Consider the following 25,522-nt stretch of genomic DNA (forward strand, 5'->3'; position numbering starts at 1 on the left):
AAGTTACTTGGCAATATTGCCGTTGCGGCGTCAATCTAGATAGCGTGGCGCCGTGAGTCAAGACACAAGTGGACCCCAGTACTCCGCGGCTCCCGCCGGCCGTGCAGGCGATGCAGGCCTGCTGCGCAAGCTCAACCTCGCAGCCGCAGTGCGGGCCTTCCTCGACACCGTGTCGCTGACGGTCCGCGACGTGTGTTCGATCGTGGGAGTCTCCCGCCCCACCGCCGAGGAACTGCTGGCGACGCTGCTGGACCAGGGCTTCGTCCGTGAGGCGCTCGGGCGTCCGAACGGCGAGCGGTCCGCGGGACGGCCGGCCCGGCGCTACGAGGTCGTGGCCGAGAACTTCGCCGTCGTCGGAGTCGACATCGGCGCCCACAAGGTGGCCGTAGTCATCTGCGACCTGCGCGGGAACGTCGTGGCCATGCGCAGGCGCAGCGTCGATCCCGACCTCAGACCGGCTGGGCGCATCGGGGCCGCGGCGCGTCTGATGGAGGCGACCGTCCGGCAGACCGGGACGAGCTGGGAACACATCCGCTCGGTGGCCTGTGGCATAACCGGCGTGGCGGCCAACGGCTCGGAGGTCAGGGACATCCGCACAATTCCTGCGGGCCAGGACCTCGACGTCTACTCGCTGCCCGGCTTCGACGAGATCGACGTGGTCTCGGAGGTGTCGGGGCGCTTCAAACGCGACGTGCTGGTCTCCAACGACATCCACCTCGCGGCGGTGGCCGAGCACTGGCAGGGCGCCGCCACCGAGGCACGCGACCTCATCTACATGCACGCCGGCCACCGCCTCGGGGCCGCGATCGTCATCGCCGGGCAGATCCACAACGGACGGCACGGCCTGGCGGCGTCCGTCGGCGCCATGAAGATCCTGGGGTGGGCCGACGCGATGGCGAAACTCCACCACGAGAGCCGCAAGCTCGCGGGCTCGACCGCCGAGGAGTCCACAGGCGACGACGTCCGGGCGCTCTTCGAAGCGGCCGCGAACGGCGACCGCACTGCGGTGCGCACCGTCGACCGCGTCGCCAAGGCCCTCGCCCTGGGCGCCTCCACCCTGGTCCACGCTGTCGACCCCGATCTCGTCGTGCTCGGCGGCGGTCTGTCCCGCGCGGGGGACGTTCTGGCCGGTCCGTTCCAGCGGCACTTGGCCGCGACCTCCCTCAACTTGCCGGAGTTCCGCGTGTCCCTGCTCGGCGACGAGTCCGTCGCCCTCGGCGCCGCCCGGCTGGCCCTCGACGATCTCAAGGCGCGCCTGCTCGCCGTGCCCGCATGATCCACTCCCCTCACCGCATCAAGGAGTCACCGAATGATCGAGCCCGGACGCGTCGCCGTGCCCGCGCCCACCGCCCCCGTGTCCCTCTCCGGTCTCGGCGGGACTGAGACCACGACGATGGTCCTGCTGCCGCGGGCGGACGGCTTGCCCGACATCGGTTGGGTGGGGCTTTCCTTGGCGGCGACGGACGTCCGCTCCCTGACGATCCCGGCCTCGGTCGAGACCACTGCCTGGAACTCCTGGCTGATCGGCTCACCGGTCAGCATGCTCCCGGAGCACGCGCGAGGCTACCTGGGACGGCCTGCGCTGCTCGGCCACCGGGTGGGCCCCGAAGGCCCCGGGAGCGACTGGTCCACCGCGTTCGGTCCCGGCTCCGTGGGGTGTGCCGGCGACTCGCTCGTGGTCGAGGCCACCGACGAGGCAGCGGGACTGGCACTGCGCTTCGAGGCCGAAGCCGTCCCGGGAGGAGGGCTCCGCCTCCGGCACCTGCTGACCAACACTGGCCCCGGTCCCTACGTGGTCGACGCGCTCGACGTGGTCATCCCCGTTCCGACCGGCGCGGGCGAGATCCTCGACTTCACCGGGCGATGGGCCCGTGAGCGGCAGCCCCAGCGCCGTGCTCTCGCGGACGGGCAGTGGGTCCGGGAGCACCGCCGCGGCATGCGCAGCCTCGACGGCACCGGTCTGCTCGTGGTCGGTACGCCTGGATTCGGCTACGGCGACGGTGAGGTGCTCGGCGTCCACCTCGCCTGGAGCGGCAACCACCGGTATGCCGTCGAACAGCTCAGCTCCGGCGTCGCCGTCGTCAGAGCCGGCGAGTTGCTGCACCCGGGCGAGTCGGTCCTCGCTGAGGGCGAGACATACACCATGCCCTGGGTGCACGTGGCCGCGTCCGCGCGCGGGCTCGATGGCCTGGCGGATGCGACACATCAGTACGTCCGGTCACTCGCGGCCCATCCGTCCCCGCCCGCACCCGTCATGTTCAACGCGTGGGAGGCGGTCTACCTCGACCAAGACCTCGACACGCTGACCACACTGGTCGACATCTCGGCCAGGCTGGGCGCCGAGCGTTTCGTGCTCGACGACGGATGGTTCGCCAACCGCACCTCCCTCGACGACGGCCTGGGCGACTGGACCCCGGACCCGGCGGTTTGGCCGGACGGGCTGGCGCCGCTCGTGGACCGGGTGCACGAGAAAGGGATGGAATTCGGCCTCTGGTGGGAGCCGGAGGCCGTCAACCCGACCTCGGCGGTCTACCGCGCCCACCCCGACTGGATCCTGCGCACGGGCGACCGGTCGCCCGTGTTGGAACGCAACTGCTACCTGCTCGATCTCAGCCGCGAGGAAGTCCGGGCGCACCTTCTCGACGCGTTCGACCGCCTGGTGGCAGCGCACCAGATCGACTTCGTCAAGTGGGACCACAACCGTGACCAGATCGACGGCGGCGACTCGCGCGGCTCCGGCCGGCCCGCGTCACGGCGGCAAACCCTTGCCTTCCGCAAGCTCCTCGACGAGCTGGCCCGCCGCCATCCCGCCATCTCGTGGGAGAGCTGTGCCTCGGGAGGCGGCAGAATCGACCTGGACGTGCTTGAGCGGGTTCAGAGCGCCTGGACCTCCGACGCCACCGATCCGCTGTCCCGCCAGCCGATCCAGCACTGGACCGCCCAGCTGGCCCCGTTGGAGTACTTGGGCGCCCACGTCACCGCGCCGATCTCCCACCAGACCGGCCGAACCAGCACCCTGGACCTGCGCGCAGCCACGGCCTTCTTCGGCCAGTTCGGCATTCAGTGGGACCTCACGAAGGTGCCGAATGACGAACTGGACCGCCTCGCGTGCTGGATCGACCTCTACAAGCGCCACCGCGCGCTCCTGCACACGGGCCGCTTGACACGTGTCGAGCTGGCCGACGGTCTGCTCGCGCATGGAGTCGTCGCTCGGGACCGGTCGGAGGCGCTCTTCTCCTACGCCCAGCTCGACGAGACCGTGTCCGTGCCACCGCGGCTCCGCATCCCGGGACTCGACCCGGACCGGAGCTACCGCGCCTCGCTTGTGGCTCCGCCCGACCCGTCGGTGACCTGGGAGATTACGGGTATGCAGGCGTCTGGTGCGGCGCTGGGAGCACTCGGGCTACCGGGTCCTGCGCGGGCACCCCAGAGCGCGGCGCTGGTCCACGTGCGCGCGGCCTGATCGGGCGATCCGAGACGCTCCCCGCTGACCTGGTGATTCATGAATTGAGTGATCCTGTCTGGCTGTAACGCCTTGACAGATCCGATGTATCGCAGGACCGTGTTCGAGCAAACGGACCGAGGGAGCGCTGTCTCACGCTATCGGAAATGCCCCGCCGACGTCCGTAGGAACCGCCGTGTTCGCACCACAACCCAGGTATCCGGCCCCAGCCCGAACACTGTCGTGCTGGGCCGTCGGCGGCGTTGTGCTCGCCGCTGCTCTCTGTGTCTGTGGAGTACCCGACCGCAATTCATCCGATGAAAAGGGTGGGGCCCGTCGCGCTGCACTTCGTCAATCCGACCCAGTTGGTGACCCGCGGCAAGGACGACCGGGCCGCGTAGACAAGCCGCATCCCTCACTGACATCCCTCCACACGTTCCAAGGAAGGTGACCGTCGTTGTACGCGCCTTTGTCCAGACGAACGGTGCTCAAGGCAGCCGGCCTCTCGGCCGCCATGGCGGTGGCGCTGCCCGGCCGGGCCGGCGCCGCCGCGCCCCCCGACGCCGTGCCTGTCGGCCGGGACGACCCCTGGCGTCAGGTCCCCCGCATCCTTGCCCGTATCCACCCGCCGCACTTCCCGAGCCGTTGGTTCGACGTCCGTGACTACGGCGCCGTCGCCGACGGGACGACCCTGTGCACCGATGCCTTCCGGCGCGCCATCACGGCCGCGCACCACGCGGGCGGCGGCCACGTCGTCGCTCAAAATGGCAGGTACCTGACAGGAGCCATCCGGCTGCTCAGCGGCGTGGACCTCCATGTGGCAGAGGGCGCTGTGATCGCCTTCAGCCCGGACCCCGCCGACTTCCTGCCCGCCGTGCTCACCCGCTGGGAGGGCACCGAGTGCTGGAACTACTCGCCGTTCATCTACGCCTCCGGACAGCGGAACGTCGCCGTCACCGGTGACGGCATCCTCGACGGACAAGCCCGACTCGGCCCTTGGGAAAGCTGGTATCGCACCAGCGGACTCCAGAGCCCGGACCAGAAGCTCCTGCGGAAGATGGGCAGTTCGGGCACCCCTGTGGAGGACCGGGTCTTCGGCGCCGGCCACTATCTGCGGCCCCAGATGGTGCAGTTCCACCGCTGCCAGAACGTCCTGGTCAGCGACGTCACCCTGATCGACCCGCCGATGTGGACGGTGCACCCGGTGCTCTCCTCCAACGTGACGGTGCGCGGCATCACCGTCGACAGCAGCCTCTACAACACCGACGGCTGCGACCCCGAGGCCAGCCACGACGTCCACATCACGGGCTGCCGCTTCAACACCAACGACGACTGCGTCGCCGTCAAGTCGGGACGCGACGAGGACGGCCACCGGGTCGGCGTCCCCAGCGAGAACATCGTCGTCCAGGACTGCATGTTCTCCGGCCGCTGGGGCGGCCTGACCGTCGGCAGCGAGATGTCCGGTGGGGTGCGGAACGTCTTCGCCGAGCGCTGCGTCATCAATTCGCCCGAATTCCTCGGCCGTTACCCCGTGAAGTACCCGCTGTACATCAAGGCGAGCAAGAAGCGCGGAAGTTACGTCGAGGGCGTGCACATCCGCCGTTTCACCGGACAGGCCGTCGAACGGGAGGCCATCTACGTGACGATGGACTACAACGGCGGCGAGGGCGGCATCCTGCCCGTCTCCGTCAGCGACATCACCGTGCGCGACACCCGGCTCGACGGCGCCCGCTCGGTCCTCGGACTCGTCGGCCTCGAGACCGACCACCTGCGCGGAGTCCACCTGGCCGACTGCGACTTCACCGGCGTACGCCAGCCGGGCAGCGTCGCGTTCACGGACGACCTGACACTCGACCGGGTCACCGTCAATGGAGCCGAGGTGCGGTCATGAGCGCCACGCGCCGCGCCCTGCTGCGGGCCGCCGGGGCCCTCACGGCCGCCGCGGTGCTCCCCCCGCTGCTGCCGGGGGAGGCCCTGGCCGCAGCCGATCGCACCGTTCGGGATCTCGCCCGCGACCCCTGGGAGAAGGTCCCGAGGATCCTTGCGCACATCCGCCCGCCTCGCTTCCCCCGCCGGCGCTTCGACATCCGCGACTTCGGTGCCGTGGGCGACGGAACCACGAAGAACACGGAGGCGATCCGGCGCGCCATCGACGCCTGCCATCGGGCCGGCGGCGGCCATGTCGACGTACCCGAGGGCCGCTTCCTCACCGGCGCGATCCATCTGCGCAGCGGTGTCGACCTGCACGTCATCGGCACCGTCCTGTTCAGCACCGACCCGGCCGACTACCTGCCCGTCGTGCTCACCCGCTGGGAGGGCACGGAGTGCTGGAACTACTCGCCCTTCGTCTACGCCCTCGACCAGCGCGACCTCGCGATCACCGGCACCGGCACCCTCGACGGACAGGGCATGTCCGGGCCCTGGAAGAGCTGGCGCGATCCCGGCGGCGGGGCCCCCATCGATCAGGCCGAACTGCGCCGCATGGGTGAGGAGGGTGTCCCGGTCGACCAGCGCGTCTTCGGCGAGGGCCACTACCTGCGCCCCAGCATGGTGCAGTTCTACCGCTGCCGGAACATCCTCATCGAGGGTGTCACCTTCCTCGAACCCGCCATGTGGACCCTGCACCCGGTGCTGTGCAGCAATGTCCTGGTCAAGGACGTCGACGTGATCGGCCGGATCGCCAACAGCGACGGCTGCGACCCCGAGTCCTGCACCGACGTCCACATCACCGGCTGCCGCTTCCACACCGAGGACGACTCCATCGCCGTGAAGTCCGGGCGCGACGAGGACGGACTGCGCGTCGGCGTACCGAGCCGGAACATCGTCATCCAGAACTGCGTGTTCTCCGGCCGCTGGGGCGGACTCGCGGTCGGCAGCGAGATGTCCGGCGGGGCGTACGACATCTTCGCCGAGGACTGCCGGATCAACCCCCTCGACTTTCCTGGCCGTTACAACCCCCGCCACCCCGTCTTCCTGAAGACCAACAAGAAACGGGGCGGCGCCATAGACGGCGTGTACGTACGCCGGTTCCAAGGGCGGCAGATCGACCGCGACTGCATCTATCTGACCACCCGCTACTCCAACCAGACCGGCGACCGCCCAGCGGTCATCCGCAACGTCCGCGTGGAGCACATGGTCCATGACGGCGCCCGTCGCGCCATCAACCTGGAGGGACTGGATTCCGACCCGTTCCTCGGCATCCACATCGAGCATTGCGACTTCACCAACATGGCGAACCCGAACATCATTCGGTCCGCCCCGGATCTGGTCCTGAGGAAAGTGTTCGTCAACGGAACAGAGGTGAACGCGTGAATCGCACCACCCCCACCGGATCGCATCAGGTGAGCGGTGCCGGAGCCAGCAGAGGCCGCCGCAGACTCGGAGTGCTGTGGGCGGCCGTACTCTCCCTGCTCGCCGGACTCGCCCTGACCGCCACCCCGGCCGCCCAGGCCCAGGACGCCGCCCCCGCAGCTCCAGAATCCGCCGCATCGCCCGCCTACCCGCCCCGGCAGACCATGCTCCGCAACGCCACCGCGGGACTCTTCCTGCACTGGGGCATGTTCACCGCGCCCAAGCACTACACGTGCGAGTCATGGGAGCAGGCCGTCACCGACGGCGGCTGGACCCCCGACTACTGGATCGAGGAAGCGAAGAAGATCAAGGCGAGCTACATCGTCCTCGCCACCTTCCACTCCCGCCTCGGCTACGCCCGCCCCTGGCCGTCGAAGATCCCCGGCTCCTGCTCCACCAAGCGGGACATCCTCGGTGAGCTGATCGACGCCGCCGAGGCCAAGGGCCTCAAGACCATCCTCTACATGACCGACGACCCCAAGTGGCACGGCGAACAGGGCATGGAGACCCTCGACTCGGCCGCCTACTCCGCCTACAAGGGCCGTGACGTCGACCTCACCACCCGCCCCGGGTTCGGTGAGTTCTCCTACGAGAACTTCTTCGAGGTCATGCACAACTACCCGAAGCTCGCGGGCTTCTGGATCGACAACAACAACGAGTACTGGCTGCAGAACAACCTGTACGAGAAGATCTACGAGACGCGTCCGGACATGACGCTCAGCAACAACAACGAGGACACCCCGATCATGGACATGGTGTCCCACGAGCAGAAGACCGGGATGACCCCGGCCTACGACCAGCCCTCGGCGATCTGGACCCCGATGCCGCGCCTGGCCGAGTCATGCTACAAGGTCCCGGACTCCGGCTCCTGGTGGTACGACGGCAAGGACCGGCCCGTCACCACCGGCCTCAACGTCGACCGGTACATCGCCAACGCCGGCAACTCCGTCCGGTCCCTGATGGACTTCACCGCTATGGTCGACGGCAAGTTCCCGCCGCAGCAGGAGAAGTTCATCGACCTGATGAAGGACTACCTCCCGCCGATCTGGGAGTCCCTGCACGACGTGGACGGCGGCGGCTTCATGTACGGCGGCATGCAGCCGGGTGCCTGGAACGACGGTGCGTACGGCTATGTCACCGTCAGCCGGGCTCACCCGGACACCACCCAGTACGTCCACGTGACCACCCGCCCCGCCACGGGCGACCAGGTGAAGATCCGGGACAACGGCCACCGCGTCAAGGGGATCACCGACCTGCGCACCGGCAAGGAGATCCCGTTCGAGCAGCACGACGGCACCCTCACGATCAGGTCGATCCAGGACTGGGACCCGTACGACACCGTCTTCAAGGTCGAGACCACCAGCCACCGTCAGGGCGTCTACCCCACGGGCACCGTCACAGCCGACGACCCGGCCCTGACCGACGGCGACTTCACCACCTACACCGACAACAAGGGCAAGCTGCCCGTCTCCTTCACCCTGGACCTCGGCGAGGTGCGCAAGGCCGCCTACCTCGGCATCAACCAGCGCGAGTGGTCCCCGACCCACAACCGGGAGACCTTCGGCCGCAAGGAGGACTCCGCACGCATCAAGAACTACACGGTCTCCGCGAGCGATGACGGCGTCCACTGGCGGCAGGTGAAGGAAGGCGTCCTGGAGAGCGCCCGAGGCGTCCGCTTCATCGACCTCGGCGAGCCCGGCGGCCCGGCCCTGGAGACCCGCTACCTCAATCTCGACGTCGCCGACACCTGGGCCGAGCCCACAGTGTCCAAGTTCTACAAGAAACTCCAGATCGACGAGATCCAGGTCGGCTTCATGTACCCCAAGAACCACAGCTGAGGCCGCCTGTCGCCAGGCGCCGCCCGACGGCATCCGCCGCCGGGCGGCGTCCCCTGTCATCGCCGGGATCAGTGCGGGAGTCTCATCGACTGCGCCACGTCCACCTGCCGCACAACTGCCGGAACGCCTAGGTGTATTCCGCTGCCGCAGTCCGTGTGAAAGATGACGCCGTCCACCTGGCCGCCTCTGGCCGCAATCGCCATCTGCAACGCGACACTGACCAGCGCGGCACCGTACCTCTCGCCCATCGCGTAGCCCAGGGCCCGGCCGGAGAACGCGTCGTGGACACTCGCGAGGTAGAACTTGCCCTCGCCGGTGTCGATTTCCGTCCTCTCGCCCCACCACAGCGCGATGAGGTCCAGTGGGCGGTAGGCCGTTGCAGCCGAGCCCGTGCTGTTCCCGGGCGCGAGGAGGCGCGGGTTTGTCCATGACCGACACACGGGCACATACATCGGACCAATAGCCAGAGCCGCCCCTACCACCTAGGGTCGGGTGCCCCCTATTTCGGGGTTCGAATCGTTGACATACATCGGACCTTCTCTCCATACTCTCGGCTTACGGCCCCGTGGCCTGACATCGGTGGCCGCCGCTCGTGAAGTCCTGACGGCCAAGGAGAGCTGATGTGAGACGTCATATAACGGTAATATCCGCGTTCGCGATGGTAGGAGCCCTCACGGCCGTTCCCGCGCTCGCCGCGGACGTCGGGCCATCCAACGCCGACGGTTTCAAGGTGCCGCAAGCGGTACTCGACCATCTCGGCCAGGACGACTGGGCCAAGCTCCAGAAGATCCTGTCCGGTATCTCCGGTTCGGTGACGTCGCCGCTCAAGATCAGCGACGTCGACAAGGGCAGCTACACGACCGGCCAGCTCATGGGAAACGGCGACATCGGTGCCGTCGCTGCCGGCGTGTCCGACGCTTCGCAGCAGTACTACTTCGGCAAGAACGACTTCTTTGGCAAGCTGCACGCGCAGGGTAGCTCGGTCAAGGACAACGACGGAATCCTCTCCGGCGGCGGGCTGGACGTCTGGCCGACGACCGCGGCGGGTACCAACGCGGCGAGCGCCTTCAAGATGAAGCAGGACATCCTCAACGCCCAGGTCACCACGGATCTGGAGCTCAAGGACGACCACGGCGCCGACGCTCCGATCCGGCTGAACTCCTGGACCGCCGACACCGCGAACGTCTTCGTCACCGAGATCCGCAACAACGGAACCGGGCCGGTGACACTGAGGACCAAACAGTGGGTCCCGGCGATGGCGTACGCGAGTTCGAGCGCGACCGACCTGACCGATGCACAGAACACCTACCCGTACACCGGCGGAGTGGACTCCTCGCAGGCCAGTCCCGTCCTCTGGACGACGCGGGACAGCAGCACCACCAACACAAGCGGCTATCGCAGCCGGATGGCGACCGCGACGACCGTTGTCGGCGCCGCGCTCGCGAACCCGCGCGAGGAAATCGAAGCGAACGACTACTACGACAGCAACAAGAAGAAGTACTACAACTCGCTGGGCGAGTCCGGGAACGTCACCGTCGCGCCAGGCGCGACGGCGTCCCTGGTCACCTACCTGACCAGCAACAGCGGTAACCACACCAAGATCAAGAGCGTCAGGGACGTGCAGAAGGACGCCGTCGACGGGGTCCGCGCGTATGCGTCGCAGAGCGCCGTCGACCAGCTCAAGGCCGAGCATCAGGCCTGGTGGAAGAACTACTGGCTCCGCAGCTACATCCAGTTCGCCGATCCCGAAGTGGCCCAGTACTACTACGGATCGCTGTACGTGCTCGGCAGCTCGAACCGACCGACGAGCGCGAACGGGAAGGTGAACCCGCAGAATCTGCCGGGCTCCATGTACGGCGAGTGGATCCCCGCCGACAACGTCGGCTGGGGCGGCCGGTACTTCCTCAACTACAACCAGCAGGCCCAGTACTACGCGTCGGGCTCGATCAACCGCATCGACACCGAAGTGCCGTTCAACCGGGTCATCGCCTACGACCTGCCGTGGCAGCAGAACAACGCCGCCGCACAGGGACATGACGGCGCGGTGCACGTCCGGACGCTGTCCCCGTTCCACCTGCTGGCGAGCGACCAGCCGGCACTGAACCCGAAGGCACCCGTGCCGGTCTACGGGTTCAGCTCGGGGTCCACGGACCAGAAGTCGAACGGCTTCTTCGCCGCGATCAACATGCTTTCCTACTATGAATACACATTGGACGATCAGTACCTGCGCAAGGTGCTCTATCCGCACCTCAAGCAGCTGCTCGACTTCTACAGCTCCTACGTCCTGAAGCAGGACGACGGGAACGGGCAGTACCACTACTCGGTGATCGGCTCATCGATCCACGAGGGCGACGCCGCCGACATCAACCCTGACCTCGACATCGGTGCAATCAAGTACCTGTCGAAGTTCCTGTCCGCGCACGCCAAGGAGATGGGCGAAGCCTCGGCCACCGTCGCTCGGTGGAAGGACCTGGCAGACCACACGGCGTTCCCGGAAGCCGGCCTGCCCAAGGGCATCTTCTCCGCAAACAACAACGACAACATCGTCCCGACGCTGATGGCCACGGACTACCAGTCGCCGAACCAGGCGCACGTCGACATGATCGAGCCGGGCGACCAACCGGTCGAGCTCGAGGGCGTGGTGTTCCCCTTCGAGAACGCGCAGCAACTCGACGGCGACCCGGAACTGCTCGGCAAGGTCCGGAACACGCTCGAGTACATGAACTCCTGGGCGGCCACCGGGTTCGCCGGCTGGAGCAGCCAGAACAACGGCTTCCCCAAGGTGTTCCCGATCGCGGCGCACGCGGGCTGGCCGGCCGCGGACCTGCTGGCGAAGTTCAAGACCGCGCTCAAGGCCAAGGTGCGCACCAGCAACCTGACCTACTACGGCAGCGGTGGCGCGGTCGAGACCGTCGGCGCGATGGAGGGCGTCAACGCGATGCTGCTGCAGAGCAGCACCACGCCGGACCTCCCGACGACCCTGTCGGTGTTCCCGAACTGGGACCGGACCCAGTCGGTGAGCTACGAGCGGCTGGGTGCGAAGGGCAACGTCGAGGTGTCGAGCGCGTTCGACGCGGACAAGGGCTCGGTGTCCTATGTGGACGTGACCAGCAAGCGGGACGGGAAGATCGCGCTGGTCGACCCGTGGGCCAGCGGCCGCCCGGTCATCCAGATGGTCAACGCCGACAACACGCTGGGCGAGCGCGTCGACTACGACGTGCAGGGTGGCAAGCTCGTGTTCAGCACCAAGCAGGGCAGGCGGTACATGGTCATGGTCGACACCACCGACCAGACCCACACCGTCACCGGCATCTCGCTGTCCAAGTACTCGACGACGCTGGTCTACAACAGCGCGAACCGCAACGCCCCCGCGGGCACCGGCACCGTCACGGCCACGCTCGAGGGCGGCAAGCCCGGCGACACGGTGGAGTGGAAGTCCTCGAACAACCAGGTCGTGAAGGTGACCGGGTCCGGGAACAGGGCGACGATCCAGGCGGTCGGCACCGGCGGCGGCAAGGTCGCCAACGCGACGATCACCGCGCGCAGTGTCGAACAAGGCGGCTTGTCCGATAACGGGGTAAGCCAGACGATCAACGTCAAGGTCGCCGACGTGTCCACGGTCCCGACCGGACTGCAGATGCTCAGCCCGTCGGTAGCGACGATCTACGGGCCGGCGTCCACCAGTGCCAGCACCGGCAAGGTGACCGGCACGAACCGGCTGCAGCTCACGGCTTCGGTGTCGCCGGCCAACGCCTACGACCGGCGGATCGCCTGGCGGTCGAGCGACCAGAACGTGGCGATGGTCGACAAGAACGGGCTCGTGATCGCGCGCGGGGCGGGCACGGTGACGATCACCGGCACCAGCATGGCCAACCCGAGCCTGCCGCCGGTCACGACCACCGTGAACGTGACCTCACCGGGAGCTGACTTCAGCAAGTACAGCCCGTTGGCCTCGGTGCTCGCCGCGGCGAAGAAGGTCTCGGCGTATTCGGGCGATACCACCGGAGGTGGCGGCTTTAAGCAGGTCTCGACCAACCGGGACTGGGAAGGACGGCAGGAACGCCTCCAGATGGCGTACATCAACGCCTTGGGCGTGAAGGCGCGTTACTCCGGCTATTCGGCGGTGAACATCAGCAAGGACACCGCGTATTTCGCGGCCATCGCGCTGAACGAAGCCATCAAGGCGATCGACCCGGCCCTCGCAATCACACTGCCGGACAAGACCGATCTGGTCGCGGCAATCGCCAACGCGTCGAAGCTGACCGCAGACGACTTCGCGACCCCGAAGGCGTGGGATGATCTGCAGGCGGCGCTGGCCGCGGCCCGGAAGGTCAACGACGACACGCAGGCGACGCAGGCGGACGTGGATGCCGCCCACGCCGCGCTGGCGTCGGCAGCGTCTGCCGTGAAATCCGGGGACGTTTCGGACGTGCCAAAGGCCGACCTGTCCGGCGTGAGCGCTGTGACAGTGCGCGGCGGGCACCTGGTCCAACTGGTCGCCGGGACCGGGCGGACGTGGACGGTGACTGCGGCCGACGGGTCGGCCGCGCCGGACGCGACCATCGACCCGAGCGGCGGCTTGCTGATGGTGACGAGCAACGGCGCCTACCAGGTGACGGCGAAGGCCCCGGATGCCGCGGACGTCGTGGTCACGGTGACCTTCACCGACGTACCGGCACCGCTGCGTAACCTGAGCCTGAACGACAGCGGCAACGGCACTGCGTTCGGCTCGACGAGCGGAGGTTCGTACCCGCCGCGGAACGCGTTCGACGACAATCCGGGGACGTTCTACGACCACAGCTCGACAACGCCGTACGTGGGCTGGGACTTCGGCAGCCCGACGCCCGTCAACGTGCTCCGGTTCCTGCCGCGCGCGGGCACGAACGCGGCCCGGATCGCGGGGGCGAAGCTCCAGGGCTCGAACACGTCGGACAGTGACGGCTTCGTCGACCTTGTCACGATCGACGACAGCCCGGCCACGGCGAACTCGTCGTCCTGGTACGTGAAGGCGCTCAACAACAACACGGCCTACCGGTACTACCGCTGGCTGGGCACGAGCACCTCGCACGCGAACGTGGCCTCGATGGAGCTGTACGCGGCCAACGACCGCCAGGTCACGGTCACCACGACCCCGGCGAACTGAAGTAACTGACGAAACGGCACTTTCCCTCCGGGGAAAGTGCCGTTTCTTCATGCGTCGGCCGCGTGACGACCAGGCCGTACGGCGTCGTACGGGAACCTCTGGCGGCTGATCCAGCATCGGCATCGTCAGGCCCTTACCCCTAGTAGGGGGCTGTTGCGAAAGTGGAGTTGTCGGACTGGACGTGCCCTGCGGCAGGTACCGTTTCATGTCAGGCTCTGGGGGGCCGCTGCCCCTGGGGACTGTCAGTTGCAATCGGGAGGCTGCGCAGTGTCAGCGCAGTCGGCGGAGGCAGCGGTTTGTTGGCCGTGTCGGTGCGGAACGACTGGAGCAGATAGGCCACCAGGCGCCGGGACGCTGCACCATCATCCGGTAGGGCGGTCACCAGACCGCAGTGTGCCAACAGGACCACGGCGAGGTCGGAAGGGTGAAAATCGGCCCGCAGTGCGCCCGACGCCTGGGCCCTGCGTACCAGGGTCGTGAAGTCCCGCTCGGCTCGTTGCCGGGACTGCGCGTGTTCCGACGTGCTTTCCGGGAAGGCCGCGACGAACGCAGCCGGGAACCCGCGTTCCTCCCGTTGCAGAGCGCAGACCGTCTCGACCAGCTGCTGGAAGCCCTGCCACGGGTCAGGGGCGGCCAGAGCCTCGGTGAGCGCCCGCGCGCAGGTCTCCATCTGCTGCGCGAACGCGCCCCGCACCAGAGCGTCCCGGGTCGGGAAATGCCGGTACAGCGTCGCCACGCCGACCCCGGCCCGACGGGCCACGGTCGCCATCGGGGCGTCGATCCCGTGCTCCGCAAAGACCGCACGGGCGGCGACGAGGACGCGCTCCCGGTTGCGCCGGGCGTCCGCCCGCACCCCGTCCCGGGCCGTGATCCGAGAGGATTCCGCCATCACTGTCTCTCGCTTCCGGTCCAAACGGACGATTGTGTCCACTTAAGAGCTTACGGTCGATGCCAGACCCGTACGGCTCCCGGCGGCAAAGGCAGAACGATGAACGACCGCATGATGAAGGCAGTGCTCTACGACCGCTACGGCGGCCCCGATGTGCTCTACACGGGCCGCGTGCCACGCCCCGAGCCGACCCCCGGCGAGGTCCTTGTGAAGGTGCGCGCGTTCAGCGTCAACGGCGGCGAACTGGCAGCCCGTGCCGGCCGTCTCCGCCTCCTGAGCGGCCGGAAATTCCCCAAGCGCGTCGGCTTGGACTTCACCGGCGAGGTCGCCGCACTGGGTGCCGGAGTCACACGGTTCGCGGCCGGCGACCGCGTATGGGGGGTCTTGGGCCGCACCTCCGGGTTCGGCAGCGCCGCCGAGTACGTGACCGTGCCCGCCGAGCGGGTCGGCCGGCTCCCCGACGGCCTTGACCTGGTGGACGCCGCCGCGCTGCCGGTGGCCACCACGGCCATCACCGCGCTGCGGGACAAAGCCGGGCTGCGCCCCGGCGAACGACTCCTCGTCCGGGGCGCGGCGGGCGGTGTCGGCAACGCCGCCGTCCAGCTCGGACGGGCGTACGGCGCCGAGGTCACGGCCCTCGCCCGCGCAGCCAACCTCGACTTCGTCCGCGGGCTCGGCGCGCACAAGGCCGTCGACCACCGGACCGTGCGGCCGGCGGAACTGGGCCGCTTCGACGTGGTCCTGGACACCGCGGGGACCGACCTGCGGGCCTTCCGGCGCCTACTGAATTCCGGCGGGCGCATGGTCGCCATCGCCTTCGACCTGAAACGGCCCGCTGCGTCGCTCGGCTACCTCGCGGCCAGCACGGTCCACGGACACGGCCGGGTGCGCTTCTTCAGCGGCAACCCCACGCGGGCGGACTTCGACGACCTCGCCCGCCATGTGATCGAGGGCAAGCTGAGCCCCGCGGTGGACACGGTCTTCCCCTTGGAGGAGACAGCAGTGGCACACCGGGCGCTGGAGGCGGGCGGCGTCCAGGGCAAGTACGTGGTCAGGGTCGCGTAGGACCCCTGTGGAGGTACTGATCACAGCCACTCGTTGATGGCAGCGATGAGGACGGTCACCTCGTAGCGGACCGCCAGCTTGTCGTATCGCGTGGCGACGGCGCGGTGCCTCTTGAGGCGGTTGATCCCGCACTCGACCGCGTGACGCTCGCGGTAGTCGGCTGGGTCGAAATGCGGTGGTCGGCCGCCGCGGGAGCCGAGCTTCTGGCGGTTGCGCGCCCGGTCGGCTTTGTCGGGGATGGTGCAGCGGATTCCGCGGCGGCGCAGGTAGGCGCGGTTTCTGCGGGAGGCGTATGCCTAATAGGCACTATGGATTGGCAGTTGTCAGTCCTGGCAGGGGCCGGGTGAGATGTCTGGGCTGTATGCAGCGCGTGGGAGTGCTTCGACAAGAGGGACGCGTGCACGGCCTCTGCCGATTCCATCTCGGTCGCCATACCGTGCCGTGGTTCGAGCCGTAGCCAGGAACACCTCCCGATCAGCTGGAGCCGCGGAGCTCTTCACGAGAGCGAGGACCCTGGACACTGCTGGGGCCACGGACAGCTGATGGGGTGGTGCGCCCGTGAGCGCTTCTATTAGGTCGCCGGGTGGTCCTGCCACGGCCCGACACGGACGGACAGGGAAGGCCCGAAAGGGGCGCGTGGTGCACGTGACCTGTGGAATCGACTGGGCTGAGGATCACCACGACGTTGCCGTGGTCGACCGGGACGCCCGACTGCTCGGCAAGCTCAGGATCGGCGACGACGCAGCGGGCCTCCAGGACCTGCTTCAGTTGCTCGCCGAGAACGGGGACAGCCCGGACGATCCGATCCCGATCGCGATTGAGACATCTCGCGGACTTCTCGTGGCCTGTCTGCGGGCCTCTGGCCGCCGAGTGTTTGCGATCAACCCAATGGCTGTCGCACGCTACCGCGACCGGCGCGTCGTCTCCGGCAAGAACTCCGACCATCAGGACGCCGTAGTCCTGGCGAACATCCTGCGGACCGACGCCGAGCTGCATCGGCCGTTGTCGGACGACTCCGACCTGGCCAGGGCGATTGCCGTCCTCACCAGAGCCCGGCAGGACGCGGTCTGGGACCGCACCCGGGCCCACAACCGGCTCCGCTCGCACCTGCGTGAGTAAGTACTACTCAGCGATCCTTGAGGCGTTCGTCGACAAGCGGGAACGGCTGCTGGCGCGTGAAGCCCGCGCGATCCTGGCGATCGCGCCCACTCCGGCCGAGGCCGCCCGGCTCACCCGAAGCAGGCTCAGAGCCGCTGTCACGCGGGCCGGCCGTCAGCGCCGGATCGAGGCCGAGACCGACCGGCTCCTCGAAGTGCTCCGTCGGACCCCGCTTCGCCAGCCAGCCTTGGTCCAGAAGGCGATGGGGCATCAGACGCGTGCACTGCTGGCCCAACTCGAGACAACCTGCCGGGCCTGTGACGAGTTGGCGCACGACACCGAAGAGCTCTTTCCGCAGCATCCCGACGCGGAGATCATCACGAGCTTCCCCGGACTTGCCGTGCTCACCGGTGCTCGGATACTCGCGGAGATCGGTGACGACCGCTCTCGGTTCGACACGGCCCGAGACCTGAAGGCCTACGCCGGTAGCGCCCCGGTAACGAGGGAATCAGGCAAGAGCCGTCGCGTCAGCCACCGCCGGATCAAGAACAGCCGCCTGGCCGCGGCCGGCCGGCACTGGGCGTTCGCCGCACTCACCGCTTCACTCGGGCCCCTCCCCCACTACAACCGCCGGCAGGAAGCCGGCGACCGCTACCACGCGGCCCTCCGTAACCTGTTCAACCGCATGATCGGACAGCTCCATCACCGCCTGACCACCCGCCAGAAGTTCGACGAAGCGGTCGCCTTCGCCCCGCCAGCACTGCCAACGCTCACAACAGCTGCTTGACCCCATAGGCGCATGGGGTGTCTTGTCGGCGCGGACCCGATGGGGACGGACACGTGGCCGCCCCGGCCCGATGCGGGACACGCGGATCTTCTCCAAGACGGGTTCGAACTGCGGCGAGTCCCCGCACTGCCCAGCGGTCGCCACGATCGACATGGGCTTTTGGCCCAGCTCGACGGCCAAGTGCAGTTTGGTGGTGAACCCGCCGCGCGAGCAGGCTCGGTGAAGATGCCGCCTGGTGGTTCCTTCTGTGAGTCACCCTGCTTGCGGGCCCCGGCCCCGTGCTGATGGGCGCGGCAAACCGTGGAGTCGACGCTCAGGTCTCATGTGATCGATCAGCTGCCGCCGAGGCCAGACGGGTGGCCGCACCGTCCTGGCACCCTTCGGCAACAACGGCTCCAGCACCGCCCACTGCTCGTCCGTGAGATCTCCCCGACCCATGAACCGTGATGATTCACAGCCCAAGATCCACTTTCGATACACGGCCTAGCAGCCCGCGCATGCCAATGCCGCGAGTTGATCACGCGGCGTACCTCACGGGTAGGCACGGAATCGCCACGGCACTCGGCTCCGATGCCTTCGATGAGCCCGAACACCACTGCCGTCAGCACCCCGGCTGCGGTCACGGCGATCGTGCAGCTGGAATCGTGCCTGAGGGCGATCCCGACACTGTCACAACTACAGCGCCCGTGGTGAGTTACAGCCGCACGAAGCTCAGCATGAGCACAGCCAGGGACAGCAGTAGCATGCCCAGGCAGTTGACCCAGAACGCGGAGTTCAAGGCTCGCGCGCGAATGTGGGATGCGGCGGCCGCCAGGAAGTAGACGACGATCGCAGCAGTGGTCGTCATGGCGACGCCGGGCACCCAGAGCCCGGCGATGAGTCCCACTACGGAGGCCGCCTTAAGGGTGATCAGCGCCCACCACCAGTCGCGCGGGAACCGTACGCCGTCCAGGCAGTCGACGATGAATCTCGGTGGACGGAGCATCATGGCGGCGTCGCCCGCCTGTATCCCGAGCAGGATCAGGATTGGCCAGACGGGAGACGGGAGTTCAGAGAGGGTCATCGGTCATCCTCTTCGTATGCGGTGACGAACTCGGCGGTGCGCCGGATCCCGGTTGCCGTCTGCTGCCGGTCGGTGGATCCCGCGGCAAGCAGCATCAGCTCACCCAGGTAGCTGGTGAACATCACCTGCGCACCGTGCCGGGCGCGGGGGTCGGGTATTCCCGCCTGCACCATCGCGGCGGTGAGATTGTCCTCGGTCAGCGTGCGCAGCCCGCCGAGGGCCGCGTTCTCGGGTTGGCCTCGGGTCAGGGTCCGGAAGTACGAGCGCGCGAGTTCGTCGTTCTCGGCGAACAAATCGAGGAACGGGTCGAAGTAATGGGCCAGGTAGTCGAGTGCGGAGGCTGCGGACTCCGCCGCCGGTGGCGCGGGGATGCGGGCGGCGATGGCTTGGTCGTAGACAAGGCTCAACAGAGACTCCTTGTCCCCCACTGCCATGACGGCACCCACGGAAACACCCGCCTCCGCCGCGATCTGCCGCACCGTTGTGCCCTGGAAGCCACGCTCCTGGAAGAGTCTTTCGGCGGCCTCGATGATGCGGGTGGTGGTCCGCCGTTTTCGTTCGGCGCGAGTTACCTGAACGCGTTCAGTGAACATGTTCAGAAGATAGTGGGCGCGGCTACACCGACGCAATGGTGTCGGTCAGCACGGTTTCAGGACGGAGGCCAGGAGCCGGGACGAACGTGGCGACGGACCCGCTTCCGCCATTGGGCAATTGGCGTATTCGGGCCAAGTCCTGAGCCTGAGTCGTTCTCCCAGGACCGCACGCCCCTCCGCATGCGGTGGTCTGCTGTCGGCGTCGCCTGAATCGTGACCCTCTGGCCGCGGGTGAAAAATGCTTCCACGTACCTCACGCTGGTGGAGTGTGAGCTGCCGGGGTTCACGCTTGGCGCGTGTGCAGTCTCCCCGTGCCTGGGCAGGGAGTGCAGTCGGTCTTGGAGAACTCGACATGAATGGCGGGTTCGCCGGCCCTTGGTCCTCCAGGGAGACCAGTGGATGGGGGTCTTGCCGCGAGGGCAACGGACCGTTCGCTGATTCCAGTCGATGAACCCGGTGATGTCGAAGCCCTTGTGCTTTCGCGGCGTCGGCGTCGGGCTGTTCGAAGACCGTCCGCAGCAGTGTGACCACCCAGGGCTGGGCGGACTTGGGGACCTGGCTCAGCAGGCTTCTCGCGTAGTGGGGGCGGCATCGCTGCCAGGCTGCGCCGGGCAGCACCGCACCGATCGCCTTCCCTGGCTCTCGCCGCAGCCACGGCAGCCGTCACACCCGCTGTGCTTCTTGCGGCCCCGGCCGCCGTCGCGGACACCTCGAACACCACCACATCCGCCGAGTCGCCCGACACGGACAACGGATCCACCGGCACCGACGACAAGTCCACCGAATCCGACGACCAGTCGGAGGGCACCGACAAGGGATACACCGACGAGGAGCACCAGTCGGACGGTACCGACGACAAGTCCGACGGCGCCGAGGACGGATCCGACGCGAAGGACGAGGGCACCCACACCGACAAGGAGCCGACCGCCGGCACCCCGAGCCCCAGCACCACGCCTTCGCCGACGCCGGGCCCGCAGGTGTGCAACGACCCCGAGAACCAGAAGGTCGACGAGAACCTGAGCACCGGCCTGTCCGGCCTGCCTTCGAAGATCGTCGCGGGCAGCGGTTTCCACCACTTCAAGCTGCACGTCAACAACTTCGGCGACAACACCTACAAGCGTGTCGACCTCGGTGTGTTCGCCTTTCAGATCAACAAGAATTACGACGGGGTCACCACGAGCCATCTCACGCTGCAGTACAAGGACCCGTCCACCGGCCAGTGGGTGAACATCTCCCTGGACGAGAACGACGAGGGCGCCGGCCACCTCGGTTACACCGACGTCAAGGCCAAGGAGTCCTTCTCCATCGACCTGCGGCTGAGTGTGGACGAGAAGGCCCCCGCGGGCATGGGCTACGCCGTCTCCATCGGCATGTACGCCGATGACAAGGGCAACTGCGTCTACGCCAACGATGACGACTACTACCCGTTCGACGTCCTCCCGGCCGGCACCAACCCGGGCACCCCGAACGACGCCGAGCCGCAGGGCGGCAAGAAGTCGCTGCCGGCCAAGCCTGTCGGCGAAACAACAAGATCGTCCCGCAGGGTCACCTCGCCGAGACCGGCCTCAGCTCGGCGCTGCCGATGATCGCGGTGGCGGGCGGTGCCGCGGTCGCCGTCGGCGCGGGTGCCGTGTTCGTGGTGCGCCGCCGCAGGGCCGGCAGCGCTGCCGCCTGATGCGTCTCCCTGACGCGCTGGCAGTCGTGGTCCCGGTCGCCGTTGGGCGCTCCGTCCACAACCGTCGAAGTCCGGTTGGCCGCGGCGGCACGGCTCGCCTGGGCCGAAGGGGGCCGGTACGGCAGCGTCACGCACCCCGCTCCTTGCCGCTGTCAGGCATGGCACGTCAGCCGATTGTGCCGGAAACAGGTATGGCGGCCGGGGGGACAGGTGTGGCTCAATGCCGCTGACGCAACATCGTCGGGCACGACGACGGGCGGGGAGGGCGCAGGGCGAAGTGGTGAGCGAGTACCAGCCGGTGAAGTGGACCGAGGCGACCGGGGCGGCCGCCGTCACGATCGGCTCCCGCGTACGACGGTGGACCTGACATGCCGTACGAACGCACCGACCGACGTGACGGTCGACCCGCGCTGCGGCTGCGCACCCTCTGGTACCGCTGCTGGGGAGCGGGCGCCGCTCTGCTCGGCGTCGCCCTGCTCGTCGCCGCCGGCGCCGGTCTGACCACGGTGACCGACCACATGACCGAGGAGCGCGCCTACCGGGCTGCCCGCCCTTGCGGGAGGGCAGTCACCGAGGACTGCCTGCGCTCCGTCCAGGCCACCGTACGCGACACCGTGATCCAGAAAGGGCCCAAGCAGTACGCGCGATACGCACTCGAGCTCGGCGGACCCGTCCCCGTGCCCCGGGAAGTGGCCATGAAAGGAGCCGAGCCGCTGCTCAGGCACCTGCGTGCCGGAGACGTGGTCACCGTCACCATGTGGCGGGACTACGCGATCGCCGTCGACAAGGACGGTGTGACGCAGCGCTCCAAGGACACCCCGGAAGGACGGCCCGGGTTCACCACGGCCGCCGCCCTGGGCCTGATCACCTTCGCTTTGTTCGTCGTCCGCGAGGGCGGGCACGTGATTGTGCGCGCACCCGGCTACGCCGCGACGGGGGTGCCCGCAGGCCTTGCGCGGCGGGGAAGACGCGCAGTCGTTGTCGTGGCCTGTGCCCTTCCGGCGGGACTGTTCGGCAAGTGGACCGGTCCTGTCGGGGTGATCGTCCTGTGGTCGGCCCTGGTCGGATTGCTCTTCGCGGTGTTCCGCCTGCTCGACACTCGGCGCCGGGGCCGGCACGCTGCCCCTTACTCAGGGTGAGGCCGCAATGGCTGTAGGCAGCGGTGCAGGGCCTGGGTTTGCGCGGGGTGGCTCCCCGTGTCCCAGGCGCGGCACCTGCCGTGCGGCTCGCTCCGAGACCTCTGTTGTGGTGTGGGACCTGACGGGCTGTCTGAAATCGAAGCGCTGCTGTTGGTTTTCGCTCCCTGGGTCTTCAGTTGCGGCGGAGAGGTGGGGAGCACAGCCACTGCCCGGGCCCGCCGATCCGGTGGTTGGTGGCCCCGGGCAGTAGGTGGAGCCCCTTCGAGGTCATGGCGCCGTAGCGCTCTCTCACCTCGCCTGAACGGCAGCGCCCCGCAGCGCCACGCACTGTGCGCCGTGACGATGAGAGGGCGTGTGCTGACTGTCGCCGTCAGCTGTCCTGGCCGCCGACGGGGATGAAGTTGGCGTACTCCTCAATGCGCTTGATCTGTCCGGCATCGTCGAAACCGAAGTAGACGGCGGCGTGGACCTCGCCGCGCATGCCGCTTGTGGTGGCGACGTGTACCACGTGCTGCTGGAGGACTTCGGCGGGCTGTGAGAACTGGCGGGTGATGTCGTAGCGCATCGATTCGATGGATTCGATCTGCCCTTCCATCCCGGCGATGTTCTCCTCGATGGACTGCTCGCCCTTGCCGTCGTTGTGCCAGACGGTGGCCATCTCGGCACAGGGCTCGGGCAGTCTTCCAGTCGCGGTTTTCCAGTGCGCGGAGGTAGGTGACGGCCTTTTCCTTCAGGTCCTGGCTCATGGGGGTCTTCCTTCGATACGAGTAAGTTGATGGGTTCCGGCGGGGGTGGGGCATATCAGCTCTGGCCGGTAGCGGCGTGGATCAGGGCGCGCTCGCCGACCTCGATGCGCATCGGCAGGTGGTTGCCGGGCGGTGAGAGCGGACAGACGAACACATCCGGGTTCAGGTGGTGGTGCGAGAGCGTGGCCTTGTTGAAGTCGACCGTCAGGGTGCTGCCGGGCTCCAGCAGCGGCAGCACCAGCCAGCGGCCGATCGTCGGCGTCGAATCGCCGTTGGTCTAGTCGGTGAAGATCACCAGTCGCCGGCCGGGGAAGTCCTGGAGGACGGCCAGGACGTATTCGGCGCCGTCGATGGTCATGGCCAGGTCGACGGGAGCCAGGATGGCCTCGGTGCTGCGCGGGCTGGTCAGCCGCGGCGCCTCGATCCGGCGTCCTTCAGGAGCTGCCCGGTACTGGCCTTCGAAGACCCAGGCGGGGTTGTAGGGGAAGGTGTCGATGCCAGTGAGTCCGGTGCGCTCGACGCGGCCTTGGTCCATGACGACCAGGCCGTAGGAGCCATCCGCGCCGCCAGCGAAGCCGACCCGGTTGTCAGGGAACTCCAGGGAGCCGCCGGAGGGAACGGGGCTCGTTCCGTCGACCAGGCTGCCGGCTACCTGCACTCCGTCGACGGCCTTGGCCGTCACGGTCAGGTCTCCTGCTTCGGTGGTGCGCCATTCGCCGGGGATGCCAGGAAGCGTGTGAGGGCCCGCGTCGGTGATCTTGGCGTTGGCGACGACCTTGGCCTTGCCGTTCGCTCCGGCGATCTCTTCCCACCGGCCCTGGCGCCAGGCTTCGTAGTCGGCGGGGATCTGCGGTGCAGTCATGAATGCTCCCTTTCCTCTCCGCCACGCTGTGGGGTCGCGGCGACAGCGCTGCGCGGGCGTGCGCGGGCATGGTTGCTCAGCCCAACGAAGCGCATGGCGCTGCGCAGGCGGTGGTTGCGTATGAGGCAAGCAATTGGGTGCTGGGGCTGCCCGGCGGGCAACCGTGGGTTGCGCCGGGTGTCAGGCGCGGCGGGCGACCCAGACGGTGCGCTCGGTGCGTGCGGCGAGATCCTCGCGGCGCAGAAGGCTGTTCGGGCTGTTGGTGTCCAGGAGTTCGTCGAGTGCTGCCAGGTCCTCGGGGCTGAGGGCGGGTGCGGCGACGCCGCGGATGCGCTGCAGGCTGCCGTAGGCGTAGCGGCCGATCGCTTCGCTGCGCTCGCCTTCGATGTTCACGGTGATGGTGCGCTCGTCCTCGACGGTGAAGCCGGCGCCTGTCAGTATCGGGCCCCAGTCGGCGCCGCGGTGCGGAACATGCTCGGCGTGGAAGCTGTCGGTCGCGGCATGGGCGCGCTCTTCGAGGCCAGGCCGGTTCTCCGGGGCGTGGGCGGGCAGGAAGCGAGGGAAGCCCGCGAGCTCGACGACGGCGAACAGGCCGCCGGGGGCGAGCAGTTCGCGGACGCTCCGGAGGACGCGGTCGGGGTTGGCCATGTGGTGCATCGAGGCCGAGGCCCACACCAGATCCGGCGTGCCGAGGTCGGGCCAGTCGTTGGTGTCGAGGTCGGCCTGCACGGTCCGTACGCGCTCCTCGACACCGCGGGCGCATGCCTTCTCGCTCAGGAGCTGGAGGTGCCCGGCCGAGGTGTCGACGGCGGTGACGTGCGCGTCGGGGAAACGTTCGAGGAGCGCGAAGGTGCCCGCGCCGGTGCCGCAGCCCAGGTCCACGATCTGGCGCGGCTCGCTCTTCAGCGGCAGCCAGGCGGTGATGGACGCTATGTGCTCGGCGAGCACCTCGGCGTCCAGATCGAGGATCTCCGCCTGACCGCCATCGCTGCGCTCTTGGTGGCCGCCGTGGTCGGGGTAGTGACCGCTTTCGCCATGGTGGGGGGTGTGCTGATGCGTTTGGGTCATGGCATCACCGTAAGCCCGCCATGCGCTTTCCGCACGAAGTCTTGCGTAATGCGCAAGCAGCTGGCCTGGTGTGCTGCCCGCCACGCAATATCGCCCACCACGCCGTGGGCCTTCGGGGCGACTGTGGCCCGCTATTCGCAGGGGCCCTGGGCGCCTCCGCAGTCGGCTCCGGAGCCGTCGGCGCCGGCGTCCTTCTGGTGGCCGCGGCGGGCGTCGCGGTCGAAGATGCCCATGATCTCGCACGGCCCGCCCTCGGCGCCGATGGCGTGCGGCATCATGGTGGGGAACTCCGCAGCCTGGTTGGTCTCGATGCGAAATCGCCGGTGGCCAAGCATGAGGATGGCGGTGCCGGACAGCACCACCAGCCATTCGCGGCCGGGGTGGGCGCGCATGCGGGCCGGGTTGTCGGGCGGCGGGTCGGTCATCCGCTGACGCATCACGCTCATACCGGGGTCGCCCTTTATGGGCCAGCGCATCAGGCCGTGCGTGCCGTCGATCATCGGGCTGATGACGACGTCGTCGGCGGCGTTCTCCACGAGCTGGTCCAAGGTGGTGTCCAGCGCTCGGGCGAGGGTGACCAGCTGGTCCAGGGCGAGACGGCGCTGACCGTTCTCGATACGACTCAGTGAGGACTGGCTGAGGTTCGCGCGCCTGGCCAGCTCCTCCAGCGACCAGCCCTGTGCGACGCGCAGTGCGCGGATCCGTTTGCGTACGAGGCTGTCCAGCTGCCCATCTTCTTGCGCCATAAGCAACATGGTATGCC

18 protein-coding genes and 4 pseudogenes are annotated in these 25,522 nt (G+C 68.1%); 11 read left to right on the top strand and 11 right to left on the bottom strand.

Features of this window, described 5'->3' with window-relative positions; genetic code table 11:
* Positions 1-52: 52 nt before the first annotated feature.
* The 5 genes from ABZ818_RS26500 to ABZ818_RS26520 all read left to right on the top strand — a co-directional run bounded on the left by ABZ818_RS26500 (position 53) and on the right by ABZ818_RS26520 (position 8,631).
* Entirely contained in the window at positions 53-1,276 is a 1,224-nt protein-coding gene (locus tag ABZ818_RS26500; protein ID WP_361419444.1) for an ROK family transcriptional regulator, read from the top strand.
* A 33-nt stretch (positions 1,277-1,309) separates the two neighbouring features.
* Positions 1,310-3,463 (top strand): alpha-galactosidase, encoded by a 2,154-nt coding sequence (locus ABZ818_RS26505; protein ID WP_361419447.1) that lies wholly within the window; start codon positions 1,310-1,312, stop codon positions 3,461-3,463.
* A 463-nt stretch (positions 3,464-3,926) separates the two neighbouring features.
* Positions 3,927-5,333, top strand: coding sequence for a glycoside hydrolase family 28 protein (locus ABZ818_RS26510; RefSeq protein WP_361419450.1), 1,407 nt, complete (start codon positions 3,927-3,929; stop codon positions 5,331-5,333).
* Complete coding sequence (locus tag ABZ818_RS26515) at positions 5,330-6,754, top strand: glycoside hydrolase family 28 protein (protein WP_361419453.1); 1,425 nt, start codon at positions 5,330-5,332, stop codon at positions 6,752-6,754. Before ABZ818_RS26510 ends, ABZ818_RS26515 begins: the two co-directional genes overlap by 4 nt.
* A complete protein-coding gene (locus tag ABZ818_RS26520) occupies positions 6,751-8,631 on the top strand; it encodes an alpha-L-fucosidase (RefSeq protein WP_361419456.1) in 1,881 nt (626 codons plus the stop codon). Before ABZ818_RS26515 ends, ABZ818_RS26520 begins: the two co-directional genes overlap by 4 nt.
* 68 nt (positions 8,632-8,699) lie before the next feature.
* Here the strand turns inward: ABZ818_RS26520 and ABZ818_RS26525 are convergent, their stop codons facing one another.
* Positions 8,700-9,083, bottom strand: coding sequence for a DDE-type integrase/transposase/recombinase (locus tag ABZ818_RS26525; RefSeq protein WP_361419459.1), 384 nt, complete (start codon positions 9,081-9,083; stop codon positions 8,700-8,702).
* A gap of 170 nt (positions 9,084-9,253) precedes the next feature.
* On the opposite strand from ABZ818_RS26525, the gene ABZ818_RS26530 reads away from it, so the two are divergent.
* A complete protein-coding gene (locus ABZ818_RS26530) occupies positions 9,254-13,774 on the top strand; it encodes an Ig-like domain-containing protein (RefSeq protein ID WP_361419462.1) in 4,521 nt (1,506 codons plus the stop codon).
* A gap of 208 nt (positions 13,775-13,982) precedes the next feature.
* Here ABZ818_RS26530 and ABZ818_RS26535 read toward each other — a convergent pair whose 3' ends face one another.
* Positions 13,983-14,663 (bottom strand): TetR/AcrR family transcriptional regulator, encoded by a 681-nt coding sequence (locus ABZ818_RS26535; protein ID WP_361419466.1) that lies wholly within the window; start codon positions 14,661-14,663, stop codon positions 13,983-13,985.
* A 99-nt stretch (positions 14,664-14,762) separates the two neighbouring features.
* On the opposite strand from ABZ818_RS26535, the gene ABZ818_RS26540 reads away from it, so the two are divergent.
* Positions 14,763-15,728, top strand: coding sequence for an NAD(P)-dependent alcohol dehydrogenase (locus ABZ818_RS26540; protein ID WP_361419469.1), 966 nt, complete (start codon positions 14,763-14,765; stop codon positions 15,726-15,728).
* Positions 15,729-15,748: 20 nt separating this feature from the next.
* Here the strand turns inward: ABZ818_RS26540 and ABZ818_RS26545 are convergent.
* Positions 15,749-16,024: pseudogene (locus ABZ818_RS26545) on the bottom strand (transposase); the annotation flags it as partial.
* A 343-nt stretch (positions 16,025-16,367) separates the two neighbouring features.
* Between ABZ818_RS26545 and ABZ818_RS26550 the strand changes: the two are divergent.
* Positions 16,368-17,613 (top strand): annotated as a pseudogene (locus ABZ818_RS26550) (IS110 family transposase).
* A gap of 694 nt (positions 17,614-18,307) precedes the next feature.
* On the opposite strand, the gene ABZ818_RS26555 reads toward ABZ818_RS26550, so the two are convergent.
* The 3 genes and pseudogenes from ABZ818_RS26555 to ABZ818_RS26565 all read right to left on the bottom strand — a co-directional run.
* A complete protein-coding gene (locus ABZ818_RS26555; RefSeq protein WP_361419472.1) occupies positions 18,308-18,676 on the bottom strand; it encodes a DoxX family protein in 369 nt (122 codons plus the stop codon).
* Positions 18,673-19,269, bottom strand: a complete 597-nt coding sequence (locus ABZ818_RS26560) for a helix-turn-helix domain-containing protein (RefSeq protein ID WP_361419475.1) — start codon at positions 19,267-19,269, stop codon at positions 18,673-18,675. Before ABZ818_RS26560 ends, ABZ818_RS26555 begins: the two co-directional genes overlap by 4 nt.
* A gap of 471 nt (positions 19,270-19,740) precedes the next feature.
* Positions 19,741-19,899, bottom strand: a pseudogene (locus ABZ818_RS26565) (transposase); the annotation flags it as partial.
* A 44-nt stretch (positions 19,900-19,943) separates the two neighbouring features.
* Between ABZ818_RS26565 and ABZ818_RS26570 the strand changes: the two are divergent.
* The 3 genes from ABZ818_RS26570 to ABZ818_RS26580 all read left to right on the top strand — a co-directional run bounded on the left by ABZ818_RS26570 (position 19,944) and on the right by ABZ818_RS26580 (position 22,083).
* Positions 19,944-20,855 carry a hypothetical protein gene (locus tag ABZ818_RS26570; RefSeq protein WP_361419478.1) on the top strand — a complete coding sequence of 304 codons (912 nt, stop codon included), beginning with the start codon at positions 19,944-19,946 and terminating at the stop codon, positions 20,853-20,855.
* Entirely contained in the window at positions 20,852-20,944 is a 93-nt protein-coding gene (locus tag ABZ818_RS26575; protein ID WP_361419481.1) for a hypothetical protein, read from the top strand. The genes ABZ818_RS26570 and ABZ818_RS26575 overlap by 4 nt, the downstream gene beginning before the upstream one ends.
* Positions 20,945-21,312: 368 nt before the next feature.
* Positions 21,313-22,083 (top strand): hypothetical protein, encoded by a 771-nt coding sequence (locus tag ABZ818_RS26580; protein WP_361419484.1) that lies wholly within the window; start codon positions 21,313-21,315, stop codon positions 22,081-22,083.
* Positions 22,084-22,453: 370 nt separating this feature from the next.
* On the opposite strand, the gene ABZ818_RS26585 is transcribed toward ABZ818_RS26580, so the two are convergent.
* From ABZ818_RS26585 to ABZ818_RS26605, 5 genes and pseudogenes are all read right to left on the bottom strand, one after another.
* Complete coding sequence (locus ABZ818_RS26585) at positions 22,454-22,741, bottom strand: nuclear transport factor 2 family protein (protein ID WP_361419487.1); 288 nt, start codon at positions 22,739-22,741, stop codon at positions 22,454-22,456.
* Between the two features lie 143 nt (positions 22,742-22,884).
* Positions 22,885-23,094, bottom strand: a pseudogene (locus ABZ818_RS26590) (DUF1684 domain-containing protein); the annotation flags it as partial.
* Positions 23,095-23,106: 12 nt separating this feature from the next.
* Positions 23,107-23,691 carry a hypothetical protein gene (locus tag ABZ818_RS26595; RefSeq protein WP_361419490.1) on the bottom strand — a complete coding sequence of 195 codons (585 nt, stop codon included), beginning with the start codon at positions 23,689-23,691 and terminating at the stop codon, positions 23,107-23,109.
* Between the two features lie 180 nt (positions 23,692-23,871).
* On the bottom strand, positions 23,872-24,759 hold the full coding sequence (locus ABZ818_RS26600; protein ID WP_361419493.1) for a methyltransferase: 888 nt from the start codon (positions 24,757-24,759) through the stop codon (positions 23,872-23,874).
* A gap of 131 nt (positions 24,760-24,890) precedes the next feature.
* Positions 24,891-25,505, bottom strand: coding sequence for an XRE family transcriptional regulator (locus ABZ818_RS26605; protein WP_361419496.1), 615 nt, complete (start codon positions 25,503-25,505; stop codon positions 24,891-24,893).
* Positions 25,506-25,522 lie beyond the last annotated feature (17 nt).

It is taken from the genome of Streptomyces sp. NPDC047453 (assembly GCF_040643155.1).
Classification (GTDB): Bacteria; Actinomycetota; Actinomycetes; order Streptomycetales; family Streptomycetaceae; genus Streptomyces.